Genomic DNA, 13,156 nt, shown 5'->3' with positions numbered 1-13,156 from the left:
CGGGTGAAAGCTTTCTTCACGCTGGCCTTGGCCGCGTTGATCGTAGCGCCTGGCTTTGCCGGTGCCACTGAATGCGCCTGGCCGGCCTGGCAGAATTTTCGCCAGGCGATGCTCAGCTCGGACGGACGAGTCATTGACCACTCCTCGGAGCAGTTGATCTCCACGTCTGAAGGACAGAGCTACGGGCTGTTTTTCGCCCTGCTGGGCAATGACCGCGATAGCTTCGCCAAAGTGCTGCGCTGGACTCAGGACAACCTGGCCGGCGGAGACCTTGGCCGGCAGCTTCCGGCATGGCAGTGGGGCCGCGACAACGCTGGCCGCTGGCAGGTACTGGATAGCAATAACGCCACCGATGCCGACTTGTGGATCGCCTATAGCCTGCTGGAAGCCGGGCGTCTGTGGCATCAACCGGATTACCTGGCCTTGGGCCGCAGCCTGCTCTGGCGCAGTGCGGCACAGAGCCTGCGCAAGCTACCAGGCCTGGGCCTGATGCTGTTGCCCGGCGACTCCGGATTCGAAAACGCCGAGGGTTGGCGCCTGAATGCCAGCTATCTGCCGCCGCAATTGCTGGCACGCTTCGCCCTGGAAGCACCGATCTGGGCAGAGCTGGCCAGCAACACCGAGCGTCTGCTGATCGAAAGTTCACCCAAGGGCCTGGCACCCGACTGGCAACAGTGGAAACCCGGGCAGGGTTGGGCCGTGGACAGTCAGAAAGGCAGCGTTGGTAGCTATGACGCCATTCGTGTCTACCTCTGGCTGGGCATGCTGGACAAGGATACCCCCGGGCGCACCCGGTTGATCGAACACTTCAAACCCATGCTGGACCTGACTGCGCGGCGGGGCCACGTTCCGGAAAAAGTCGACACTCTCAGCGGTCTTGATAATGGCGCCGGCCCGGTTGGTTTCAGTGCCGCATTGCTGCCCTTGCTGGCTGCCAGCCCGGACAGCGTGGCGGCTCTCAAGACCCAACGCCAACGCCTGCAACAACAGCCGCCCTTGGCAGATGCCTATTACAACCAATCGCTGATGCTGTTCGGGCAGGGCTGGGACCAACAACGTTATCGCTTCGATAAGAACGGACGCCTCGTGCCAAACTGGATTGCCGCATGCAAAAAATGATCGGTTTCGGGCTGCTGCTGAGCAGCGTTTATGGGGTCGCCCTGGGCGAGCCTCTCAGCCCGCCCGACCAGCAGCAATGGCTGCTGGAGCAGGTCCGCATTGGTGAGGCTCTGTACCGCGAAGACCTGGTGCATGACTCGCTGGCTCGTCTGGAGCTGATCGCCCCGGACAATGCCCAGGTGAAAGTTGTCGAAGTCCGCCAGGCACTGCTGCAAAAAAATCAACCGGAAGCCGAACGCCTGGTCGCCCAACTGCGCCAACAGGCGCCAGGCACGGCGGCCCTGCGTCAGGCCGAGAGCTTGCTGAAAATGCACGGTGCCGACGGTCAAAGGGCGCTGCAGGAGGCGCGCCTGCTGGCCGTCGCCGGCCGCTTCGAAGACGCAATCAAGGCCTATCGACAGTTGTTCGGCGATGACATGCCGGACTTTGCCACGGCTCTGGAATATCTGAACGTGCGTAGCGGCATCAAGGCCGAGCGCCCTGTCGTGATCGAGCAGTTGCGCGAACTGGACCGGCAGTACCCCGGCAATGCCTCGCTGCGCCAGACCTTGGCCGGCCTGCTGTTTGCCGAAAAGCGTGATCCTGAGGCACTGGACGTGCTGCATCAATTGGCCGGCGATCCGAACGCCAGCAACAACGCTGCCGAGCGCGAATACAACTATTGGCTCGAACAACCGGTAGGGCCCGAAACCGCGCAGGGCTGGCGAGTGTTTCTGAAGCTCTATCCCAATACCAGCTTTCGCCCTGACGCGACTAAACAGTTGCAAGAGCAGGAGCAATACCTGACTGATCCGGCCTGGCAGGCCGGAGTCAAAGGCAAGGCATTACTTGAGGCCGGCAACAACGTCGGCGCTGAAGCCAGTTTGCTTCGGGCGATCAAGCGTTACCCGCAAGACTCCAGCCTGTTGGGCTCGCTGGGTGTTTCGCTGATGCGCCAGAACAGGCACGAAGCGGCATACCACGCTTTCGTCAAAGCCTCGTCCATCGAGCAGGACACCTTCTGGATGACCAAATGGCAGGATCTCAAGGCTGCCAACTATCAGTGGATGCTGGTGCAAAAGGGTGATAAAGCCCTTGAGCGAAAGGATTATCCCGTTGCAAAAAAATGGTACCGGCAGGCGATCCAAGCCAAGCCAAACGACCCTGCGCCGCTGATCGGCTTGTCCTACGTTGCCCAGGGCGAATCCGATGACATCACCGCAGAAGCCTTGCTGGTGCGTGCGCGCAAGCTCGATCCGAGCAATGCAAGCACGGTGCGTGCGATGGTCCGCCTGTACCAGTCGCAATCACCGGAAAAGGCCGAGCACTACCTCGACAGCCTGACGCCCAAGGAACAGCAAGAGTTCCAAAGCGTGCGTCGAGAACTGACGCTGGATCGTCTCAATGCGCAGGCCGATGGCGCTACCCGGCGCAGCGATTGGGCGCATGTGACGGTAGCCTTGAGCAAGGCTCGCGTGCTGGACCCGGACAATCCCTGGTTGGTGTACCGCTTGGCCAATGCCCAACGCGAACTTGGTCTCAATGCCGAGGCCGATCAAAGCTTCCACGGGCTGTTACAACGTCGGGGCCAGAACGCCGACGCGCGCTATGCCCACGGCCTGTTTCTGGCCAATGCCGAGCGTGACGGCGATGCCATGGGCACGCTGCAACAGATCCCCCGTGCCGCCTGGAGCGACAACATGAACGCGCTGTGGGCTCGTCTGCAGCGTCGCCAGTTGCTCGCGAAGGCCCGAGCTCTACGCGACGGCGGCCATGAGGCCCAGGCCGAAGCGCTGCTGATGCGCGCGCCGACCATTGACGACTACCTGACCCTGGCCGACTGGGCTCAGCAGCGTGGCGACCTGGTACAGGCCGAAAGCCGCTATCGCAAGGTGCTGACCAGCGTGCCGAAAAATGCCGAGGCCCAACTCGGCCTGAGCGAAGTGCTGATCGCCAGCGGTCAACCGAACGCCGCCAAGGTCAGTCTTATGGCCGTGTCGGCGCCGGTACCGGCTGATGTGTCGTTTCAGCGCCGGCTGGCCAATGCCTGGGCGTCGCTGGGCGACAAGACGCGTGCGAACGCGCTGTTCGCGCAGTTGCTCAATACCCCGCAAAGTGATCCGTTGGTCTATCGGGATGCGGCGCGCCTGCTGTCCCGAGAAGAGCCGCAGCGGGCTCTGGATGACTATGCGCGCAGCATGGGCGCGGCGAGGATGATCGAACCGCCACAGGCCGAACCGCGCGACAACCGTGCCATGACCTTGGCCAGCCGTGCCAGCGACAGCGATGACTGGTTGAAGCGCAGCATCCGCAGCGACGTCGACGAGCTGTACCAAAAGCAGAATCCGACGGTGAACCTTTACCACGACGTCGCCTGGCGCACCGACAACAGTTCCTCGGGGGTCTCGGACCTGACCACCCAAACCACCATCCTGCGCATCGACGCACCGGTGGCGCAAGGGCAGGGCTTTGTCCAGGCTGAAGACATAAATCTGGATGTCAGCAATTTTTCCAGCAGCGACCGGTTCGGCTTGTGCGCGGTGGTGGTGAATGGCTGTACCAGCGCTTCGCAGAGCGTGCGCGGCACCCAGCTGGGCATGGGCTGGCACGATGATCGATGGGCCTTCGACCTTGGCCACACGCCACAAGAATTCACCGTGTCGAACTGGGTGGGCGGTGTCACCTACAGCGGCGACTGGAGCAGCCTGGACTACCGCCTCACGGCATCGCGGCGCCCCCTGACCAACTCACTGGTGTCGTATGCCGGTGCGGTCGATCCGGTCACCGGAACCCAGTGGGGCGGCGTTACCGCCAACGGCTTCACCTTGGGCCTGAGCCATGACCGAGGCGCCAAGGATGGCGTGTGGGCAAGCCTGAGCAGTCATTGGTTAGTGGGGCAAAACGTTGAGAACAACCAAAGGCGCACAGCCATGGGCGGTTACTACTATCGCCTGGTGGAACGTGCCGACGAACGTCTGCGCACTGGCCTGACCCTGATGTACATGGGCTTCGACAAGGACTTGAGCGAAGACACACTCGGCCAGGGCGGCTACTACAGCCCGCAGCAGTACTACTCGGTCAGCGTGCCGGTGAACTACGCCTGGCGTAACGCCGACTGGTCGGCCCTGCTCGAAAGCTCAGTGGGTTGGTCGTTCGCGAAAATCGACGGCTCTGATTTCTACCCCAAAGACAATCGCGAAGCTGATCTGCAGAGCCTGCTGGCGCAATCGAACAAGACGCTGGTGGACAACCCGTCCCTGACCAAGAGTGGCAGTAGCAGCAACGGCTACAATTTACGTGTCCAGGGCCTCGTGGAGCGTCGCCTTTCCGATAACCTGGTCCTGGGCGCCGGCATCACCTGGCAGCACAGCGAAGGCTACGCCCCGAGCCGGGCCTTGCTTTACTTGCGCTACACATTTGACCCGTGGCAAGGCAACCTGCCGCTACCGGTGGAGCCGATCTCGCCTTATGCGGATATGCGCTAGAGCGCCACAGCAGCGGCGCCGGGCTGTACACGCAACCCTGTCAGCAAGGCACCGCAGCGCTCATCACGCTGAGCAGCCCCAGGCGCGATGCGTGATTGACGGCGCTTGTCACCGCCTTGAGCGACGCCAGCAAACTACTGCCGTCGCGCGCGGCGCCGAATAGCAGCCGGTTGTTCACGCGAATCTCGACATAGGCCAGTGCTTCGGCCTGAGCCCCATCGCGAGCAGCGTGCTCATGATAATCGGCGATATCGAAGTGAACGCCACGCTGGGCAAATGCATCGACCAGCGCCGCCAGCGGACCGTTGCCCTCACCGCTGAGGTCGAACTGGGTGCCGCCCATGTCGAGCACGCCCTCCAGGTAAGTCACAGCGCCTTCGCTGACCAATTTAGGCTGCAACAACGTGTAGGGCTTGCCCTCCTCCAGATAATGCCGGGTAAAGCACGCAAGGATCATCTCGCTACTGATCTCCTGGCCCGATCCATCCGCCTCTTGCTGGACCAGGGTACTGAACTCCATCTGCAACCGGCGCGGCATCACGACCCCATGCTGTTCCAGCAGATAGGCCACGCCGCCTTTGCCGGATTGGCTATTGACGCGAATGACCGCCTCATAACTGCGCCCCATATCCGCCGGATCAATAGGCAGATAAGGCACTTCCCAGAAGCCATCGGGGTTGGCCTGGCGCACGGCAAAGCCTTTCTTGATCGCGTCCTGATGCGACCCTGAAAAGGCCGTGAACACCAACTCGCCCGCGTAAGGATGGCGAGGATGCGTAGGCAACTGATTACAGTATTCCACCTCGCGCTGGACGTGGATGATGTCCGAGAAATCCAGCTGCGGATCGATACCGCTGGTGTAGAGATTCATCGCCAGGGTGAGGATATCGACATTGCCGGTTCGCTCGCCGTTACCAAACAGCGTGCCCTCGACCCGTTCGGCACCGGCCAGGCAGGCCTGCTCGGCGGTGGAAACCCCGGTGCCCCGGTCATTGTGCGGATGGACGCTGATGATCGCGCTGTCACGACGGCTGAAATGCCGGCAAAACCATTCAATCTGATCGGCGAAGACATTGGCCGTGGAGACTTCGACGGTTGTCGGCAGGTTCAGGATCATCTTGTTGGAAGGCGTTGGTGCGAAGACGTCCGTCACCGCCTCGCAGACTTGCAATGCGAAATCCAACTCGGTGAAACAAAAGGTCTCGGGGGAATACTGGAAGGTCCACTGCGTCTCGGGATTGTTGTCCATGTGCTGTTTGATTTCGCGAGTGGCCTGAGTGGCAATCTCGATGCACCCGGCGCGGTCAACACCGAATACCACGTCTCGAAACACCGGTGCGGTCGCGTTGTACACATGCACGATAGCGCGGGGAACGCCCTTCAATGCCTCAAACGTGCGCTCGATGAGATGGCTGCGGGCTTGCGTCATGACCTGAATCGTCACGTCATCGGGAATCGCACCGGTTTCGATAAGTTCGCGCACGTAATCAAAATCGGTCTGCGAAGCGGCGGGAAAGCCTACTTCGATTTCCTTGAAACCGACCTTGACCAACAGGTCGAAGAAACGACGCTTGCGCTCGGCATTCATCGGCTCGATCAAGGCCTGATTGCCATCGCGCATATCGACGCTGCACCAGCTAGGCGCAACGGACTGGACCCGGCCGGGCCATGTGCGGTCCGGCAGATCCACGGTGGTGAAATGTCGATATTTGCGGGAAGGATCCTTCAGCATCATGGCGCTTATCCTTTTGATACGTCCATAGGTGGGCAGGCTCGGCATCTGACGCCACCGAACATTGGATCCAATCATAAATGAACATAACTTGATGCAAATTGCGTTTTCACATCAACAAAAGGATAAAACAACAAAAAATAACCAATAAAATTTAACACCTTGGTTATTTATGCTCAAACTATAAATATTTGAACAATTTAAGCGCTAGCAGGATCCAGCCCACCCCTAATGCGACGAAACATAAACAGACGGCTCAGCAGGTGCCGGCAACGCATAAGTCGCCTTCATCCATTCAATCTCCGCCTGAGGCGTTCGCCCGAACATCCGCTTGAACTCGCGGCTGAATTGCGAGGCGCTTTCGTAGCCGACGTTGAACGCCGCCGTCGAGGCGCTCATGGTGTTGCGCAGCATCAATAAGCGCGCCTGGTGCAGGCGTGTCGATTTCAAGTACTGCATGGGCGTGGAGTCCGTCACGCTGCGAAAGTGCAGGTGAAAGTTGGGGATGCTCATGTTGGCTTCGTGGGCGAGCGTTTCGACGTCCAGGTGCTCGTGGTAGCAGCTGTGGATCTTGCGGATCGCCCGGGTGATCTTGCCGAAGTGCCCCTGGCGACTGAGCGCGGCGCGCATCGAGCCGCCCTGCTCGCCGGTCAGGATCCGGTAGTAGATTTCCCGTACCAGTGACGGCCCGAGTATTTGCGCTTCGCCCGGGCGACTCATGGCTTCCAGCAAACGCAGCGTCGAGCTGCGCAGCAAATCGTCCATGGGCGAGGCGTACATGCCTTTGGGTTGGGCATCGCTGGGGCCGTGGGTCTCGTCCACTTGCAGCATCAACTCGCTGGCCAGCTGCAAGTCGAGACGCATGTAGACCGCCAGCATGGGCTCAGCTTCGGTGGCGTCGGTCTCCATGGTGAACGGAACCGGGACAGACACCACCAGATAGTGCTGGGCGTCATACACGTAAACGTCCTCACCCAGATAACCGCGCTTGCGCCCCTGGCACAGGATCACGATACCGGGCTCATACAACACCGGCGTGCGCGTCAGCGGCCGGTTCGAACGCAGAAAACGGATGTCCTCCAGCGCGCTGAGGTTGTAGCCCTCGACCGGCGCAAGCTGTTCCATCAACTGCACCATGCGCGAGGTGTTTGAGGCCTGAGTCATTGATGCCCCTTTGCTGGCCGCTCAACCGTCGGTCGAACGGGTCAGCGCTTCCCATTGATCGATCTCACTGGCCGCACGACTGAGTTTGTCGCGCACCAGGTTCAGTGCATCGCTGCCCAACAACACATGCGCAGGAGGCGTCGGGCTGGCAATGATCTGCAACATCGCTTGCGCCGCTTTCCGTGGATCGCCCAGTTGCTTGCCGCTTTTTTCCACGCGCGCTTTACGTATCGGATCGAAACTGGCGTCGTAGTCGGCAATGCTCCGCGCCGTACGCTGCATCGAACGCCCCGCCCAGTCGGTGCGAAACGAACCAGGCGCCACCGCGGTCACGAAGATGTTGAACGGTAGCAGCTCCTTGCTCAGCGTATCGGAGAGGCCTTCGAGGGCAAACTTGCTCGCGCAGTAATAGGAAATTCCCGGCATGGTAATCGTGCCGCCCATGGAGGTGATATTGAGAATATGACCGGCACGGCGCTGGCGAAAATACGGCACGAAGGCCTTGGTCACCGCCACCGCGCCAAACACGTTGACGTCGAACTGGCGACGCATCTCCTCCAGCGGCGATTCTTCGAAGATGCCTTCATGGCCGTAGCCGGCATTGTTGACCAGGACATCGACCGGGCCGTAAGTGGTTTCTATCTCCGCCACCGCGCTATCGACTCGATCGAACTCGGTGACATCCAGGATCACGCCATGGGCACGCTCCGTGGAGAGCGCTTCGAAGGCCCGCAACGCCGCCTCACTGCGCACGGTGCCGATGACACGATGGCCTGCTGCGAACGCTTCTTGCGCCAGGGCGTTGCCCAAGCCACTGCTCACGCCGGTGATGAAGAGGGTTTTTCTGTCGTGCATGGTGAACTCCAATGGATAAACAGGAGGCCATGGTAACGATCGAAAAATGGCCCACCTATGCCGGTTTGCCTTGGGGCATTGCCTATTCCTATCAGCGCGTCAGATTCCCGGACCGGTCACGTGGGCTGGCAACCCGAGCGCGAGGATCCAGCGGCCTTAGTGTCAGGGTGTGACGTGGGTGTGGTAGATCTTGCTGACCACGGTCCACTTGCCCTCGATCTTCAGCAGGTTGAAGAAGTCGGTGAAGGAGAAGCCCGAGACGTCGTTGGTGTCGATGCGTGCACTGGCGGCGGTGCTTACGATATCGATGCTGACGAATACACTCTGAGCTTCGGGTGACGGGCGAAAAGGCGGGTTGTCTATAGCATCAAACAGCCCTTGGATCGGACCGCCAACCAACTTGCCCTCGACATCGACGCCGAAGATGGTCGCCTGCTCGCTGAAAGCGGGTTTCATGATGCCGCTTTTTGCCTGTTTGCAGCCTTCGTTGTATTTGTTCAGTACCTCGACGATGGCTTGATAGTCGTGCACGTAGGTAGGCTTGCTCATGTTTCACTCCTGGTCGTTGTAAGTACCAGCCGCTTTGGCCGGCATGGGAATCAATTCATGCGGCCACTCGCCGCGGCGTCAACCGTTGGGGCCCATGGGCCCAATTGGAGAAGTTTGCTTTCGCGGTGGTCGAGCCACCAGCCCACCTGAACATTCCAGTTGGCATACGAGGCCCCTGGGCTAACGGCCCCTAGCGTCTGCTGTGCGTGCAACGGGAAGTGTGGATTGCGCAGAGCTGCATGGCCAAGCGCTACCAAGTCGGCCTGGCCAGACGCGATTACCGCTTCGGCTTGCCACGGATCGTTGATGAGCCCCACGGCCATGGTGCCGATTTTTGCCTCGCGACGAATCTGCGCGGCGAACGGCACCTGGAATCCATAGCCGTTGGGGTATTCGTAGACGCCGAAGCCACCGGACGAGCAATCAACGACGTCGACGCCGATCTTCTTCAACGCCGCGGCCAAAGCGACACTGTCGTCGATTGTCCAACCGCTGCTGCTACCATCGACTGCCGATAAGCGTACGAACAGCGGCTTGTCCTGCGGCCAGACCTCACGCACCTCGCGAGCGATCTCCAGAGGCAGGCGAATGCGGTTCTCGAAGCCGCCACCGTATTCATCGGTGCGGTCGTTGGTCAGCGGTGACAAGAACGCGTTAAGCAGGAAGCCATGTGCGTAGTGCAGCTCCAGCACATCGAAACCTGCCCGCAAGGCGCGTCGTGCCGACGCGACAAAATCTGAACGTACCTTGGCGATGCCGTTTGCATCCAACGCGTCAGGCACCAGCCATCCCTCAGCGGCTGGGCGTGCGCTCGGTGACACCACTACCCAAGGGTGTTCTCCGCGTGCTGCATCGCGTTCATCCAGTGGACCGTTCCCTTCAAAGGCTCGTTGGATGCTGGCTTTAGGTCCAGCATGTCCAATCTGAATTCCGGGCGTTGCGCCATAGGCCTTGGCAAAAGCGGTGATGCGTGACAGGCCTTGTATATGAGCGTCATCCCACAGGCCCAGATCGCCGTGTGTGATCCGTCCTTCGGGAGAGACCGCCGTAGCCTCGACCATCAGCAGGCCGAAGCCACCGAGAGCGAAACGTCCGTAGTGGACGGCGTGGTAATCGCTGGCATGACCCTCTGTCGCCGTGTACTGACACATCGGACTAAGGACGAAGCGGTTGCGCAGGGTGACGCCGCGTAAAGTCAACGGTTCAAAAATCTTGCTCATTGTTCTGCTCTGGAATGATGGGCCGAGTAACCAGATTGAAGAACAGCTTTGCGCTGTCGCGATCCGTGATGAAGTTACTTGCTGTAACCAGTATGGAGATCGGCAATAATGACGTGAATGATCACAAGTGAACATACAGTATGAGCAATAAGGTCATAATCGAGCAGCCACCTCTCGCTGAACGCATAGAGGGCGCGATCCCTCCTCCACAGGTGCATCTTCCAGGTCTTTTAACCTTCGAGGCCGTTGCCAGGCATTTGAACTTCGCTCGCGCCGCCGCGGAAATGGGCATCACGCCAACTGCGGCATCACGCACGATCAAGAATGTGGAAGCGCAACTGAATGTGCGACTGTTCAATCGCACAACACGTAGTGTCAGTTTGACCGAGGCTGGCGCGTCATTGAACGCAGCATTAGCACCTGCGCTTGCTCAGATCAGAAATTCCTTGTCACAAGCATTACTCGCGACAGATCAACCGTCGGGCACCGTACGCGTTAATTCTTCATACGTTGCGTACCGTATCCTGATTGAGCCGCACCTGGCTTCGTTCCTTGAAAAATTCCCGCTGATCAATGTCGAGATATCACTGGACAATCAACTTAGCGATATCGTCAACGCCGGATTTGATATCGGCATACGGATGGGGAAAAAAGTACAAAATGACATGATCGCCGTGCAGCTGGGGCCATTACAAAAACGAATCGTGGTGGCGGCGCCGGATTATTTCCGCGAGCGAAGTGAACCGCAAACCATCGATGACTTGCTAAACCACAACTGCATTCGCCAGCGCTATTCCGTTGGCGGCAGACTGTACGAGTGGAAGTTTGAAGATCAAGGCCAAATGGTTCAAGTCGACGTTCAAGGACGCTTTATCTTCGACGAAATGAGATCTGTCCTTGATGCTGCAATACAAGGCCACGGCATTGCATTCGTTCTGGAAGACTTTGCGAAACAAGAGCTGGCAAACGGCATGTTGCGGCAGATATTGAGACAGCACAGCGTACTGGACGATGCCTTTCATCTCTATTATCCACACCGCAAGTACATGCCCGGAAAGTTGCGTGCGTTCGTAGACTTTATGCGTGCTGCCAATAAAACGGACAACACTTGATTTAATGGTTCTCCTTGCTGCAACGAAAGAGACTGGCCCCTGGGCACAGCCTATTCCTATCGGCGCGTCAGATTCCCGGACCGGTCACGTGGGCTGGCAACCTGGCCAAGCGGTCCCAACCGTTTGCATCGATCCCGGCGCAGTTGGGCAACCACAGTGTTTGCAGCGGCAATTGCTCCAATACAGGCACCACGGCCGACGTGATCCGCGATTCCCCTGGATCCGCCCCAAGCGTCAGGTCCCGCAGCGGCATCCCTGCGAGATGGGCCACCCCGGCGTCAGTCAGCCAAGGGCTGTCATACAGACCCAGGCGCTGCAGGGGCAGGTCTCGCAAACAAGCCAGGTCGGCATCGCGCAGGTTCAGGCCGCTTATTTCAAGCTCCTCCAATGGCAATCCCAACTCGACGAGCTTGCGCAAAACCTTGCCGTCGACGCCCTGGCAAAAGCTCAGATTGAGCCGCTTCAGCGGCAGGCCGACCAGTTGTTTCAGCTCCTTCCAAGTGATGTCGTTCAAGGACAGGTCCAGGGACTCCAACGCCAACCCGCGCAGATCACTCAACGTACTGGCGCAGACGCCCTGCACATCGGAGAGTCCCAATCGCTTGAGCGGAAACCCGTGCAGCACATCGAGCCGCTCGATCACCTGGCGTAGGCACTTGAGGTCCAGCTCCGCGAGCGGCATTCCCTCCAGCACTTCAAGATCGTCTTCGCAGATGAACGCAGAGTGCAGCGAAAGCTTTTCCAGGGGCAGCCCCCGAATCGCCTGCAACACGTTCTCGCTTGCATAACAGTCATCCAGACTCAACCCGCGCAACCCCGTCAGGTCGCCAAGCCAGGACGGATCGTCGAGGATCGCGCCGCTGCCACTGAGCGACAACTGTTCAAGGGGATGACTTGCCAAGTGCGCCATGCCACGGGACGTGAGCTCGCCCACACGTTGCAAGGTCAGGGAGCGCAGCTTGAGGCGTGACAGTGCTTTAAGGCCGTCGTCGGTGATGTCATCGCAACGGTTCAACGACAGTTCCTGCAACGGGCTGTCGCTCAGTTGACGGAGGAAACCGTCATCGAAGTCCTCGCCGTAGGTTTGCAACTTCAGCCGGCGCAAGCGTGCGGGCGACGGGAGGCAATTGGCGTTATCGTCGCGGGAAAAATTACTGACCTCCAAGGTTTCGAGGGCATTGGCGGGTAAACGCTGCCACGTTTCCGGGCCGCAGATAAACCTCGGGCTGTTGAGCACGAGCGTGCGCAAGGGCAGCCCGGCCAGTGCGTCACACCAATCCGGTTCGGCGTTGTTCAACTCCAGATGGTCGACCGGCAGGCCATGCAGTTGCGACAGCCATGGCCCGGGGCGATTTGTATGGGCGGTGGTGTTCAGTTGAGCCACCACCATCTTAGCCGCCGGATCGCCCAGGCCCGCCGCGACGCGTAAACCTTCCAGTGATGCGTCCCCGCTGTCGAGCAGATCGCGATAGAGCGATGCGCGCGTGGTGGTGTCATCGGGGTTGGTGGCGAGTTGGGCGATTAGAGCGTTGCGGTTGGGGGTGTGCACGGTCTAGGAGTCTGCGAAAGGGATTGAAGGGGGATATGGCCGTTAGGGAAGCATAAAAAGGAGTCTTACTGAAGAGGGTTGCAGGATTGGGTAGCGCCATATGCTTTCACCCTGTGGCGAGGGAGCTTGCTCCCGCTCGGTTGCGCAGCGACCGCAAAATCTCGGGGCCGCTGCGCAGCCCAGCGGGAGCAAGCTCCCTCGCCACAGTCCTCTCTCTAGCCATGACGATGTGCGGAATGGACGACTGGCTCGCCCTGTTGATAGCCACAAAGCGATGTAGGGAAATACCGCCGCAGAAAGGCCAAAGCTCCTACATGAAGCTCGGAAAGCGGTGTCTTGTGGCGCTTGAGCGGGGCGGCCTATAGTTCCTCGTCGCCCCGATGGCGACTCGG

The 13,156-nt window shown here is 59.7% G+C and carries 9 protein-coding genes; 3 read left to right on the top strand and 6 right to left on the bottom strand.

All coding sequences use genetic code 11. From position 1 onward, the window contains the following. Positions 1 to 3: 3 nt before the first annotated feature. A complete protein-coding gene (gene bcsZ / locus LOY50_RS03965) occupies positions 4 to 1,119 on the top strand; it encodes a cellulose synthase complex periplasmic endoglucanase BcsZ (RefSeq protein WP_258690347.1) in 1,116 nt (371 codons plus the stop codon). Beyond that, positions 1,107 to 4,583, top strand: coding sequence for a cellulose synthase complex outer membrane protein BcsC (gene bcsC, locus LOY50_RS03960; protein ID WP_258690346.1), 3,477 nt, complete (start codon positions 1,107 to 1,109; stop codon positions 4,581 to 4,583). The genes bcsZ and bcsC overlap by 13 nt, the downstream gene beginning before the upstream one ends. Before the next feature lie 40 nt (positions 4,584 to 4,623). Here the strand turns inward: bcsC and leuA are convergent, their stop codons facing one another. From leuA to LOY50_RS03935, 5 genes are all read right to left on the bottom strand, one after another. Continuing rightward, on the bottom strand, positions 4,624 to 6,318 hold the full coding sequence (gene leuA / locus LOY50_RS03955; protein ID WP_258691204.1) for a 2-isopropylmalate synthase: 1,695 nt from the start codon (positions 6,316 to 6,318) through the stop codon (positions 4,624 to 4,626). A gap of 225 nt (positions 6,319 to 6,543) precedes the next feature. Further along, on the bottom strand, positions 6,544 to 7,479 hold the full coding sequence (locus LOY50_RS03950; protein WP_258690345.1) for an AraC family transcriptional regulator: 936 nt from the start codon (positions 7,477 to 7,479) through the stop codon (positions 6,544 to 6,546). Between the two features lie 21 nt (positions 7,480 to 7,500). Further along, positions 7,501 to 8,334, bottom strand: a complete 834-nt coding sequence (locus LOY50_RS03945; RefSeq protein WP_258690344.1) for an oxidoreductase — start codon at positions 8,332 to 8,334, stop codon at positions 7,501 to 7,503. 162 nt (positions 8,335 to 8,496) lie between these two features. Next, positions 8,497 to 8,883: a nuclear transport factor 2 family protein gene (locus LOY50_RS03940; protein WP_018612973.1), complete on the bottom strand. Its 387-nt coding sequence runs from the start codon at positions 8,881 to 8,883 to the stop codon at positions 8,497 to 8,499. Positions 8,884 to 8,933: 50 nt separating this feature from the next. Next, the gene (locus tag LOY50_RS03935; protein WP_024617774.1) at positions 8,934 to 10,103 is read right to left on the bottom strand and encodes an NADH:flavin oxidoreductase/NADH oxidase; all 1,170 of its coding nucleotides are present in this window, start codon (positions 10,101 to 10,103) and stop codon (positions 8,934 to 8,936) included. A gap of 140 nt (positions 10,104 to 10,243) precedes the next feature. On the opposite strand from LOY50_RS03935, the gene LOY50_RS03930 reads away from it, so the two are divergent. Continuing rightward, positions 10,244 to 11,215 (top strand): LysR family transcriptional regulator, encoded by a 972-nt coding sequence (locus tag LOY50_RS03930; RefSeq protein WP_258690343.1) that lies wholly within the window; start codon positions 10,244 to 10,246, stop codon positions 11,213 to 11,215. 67 nt (positions 11,216 to 11,282) lie between these two features. Here LOY50_RS03930 and LOY50_RS03925 read toward each other — a convergent pair whose 3' ends face one another. After that, positions 11,283 to 12,764 (bottom strand): leucine-rich repeat domain-containing protein, encoded by a 1,482-nt coding sequence (locus LOY50_RS03925; protein ID WP_258690342.1) that lies wholly within the window; start codon positions 12,762 to 12,764, stop codon positions 11,283 to 11,285. Positions 12,765 to 13,156: the final 392 nt, after the last annotated feature.

This window comes from Pseudomonas sp. B21-010, assembly GCF_024749325.1.
GTDB classification, from domain to species: Bacteria; Pseudomonadota; Gammaproteobacteria; order Pseudomonadales; family Pseudomonadaceae; genus Aquipseudomonas; species Aquipseudomonas kilonensis.
Note: the sequence above shows the minus strand (reverse complement) of the source record. Positions and strands in the feature narration are given on the sequence as shown.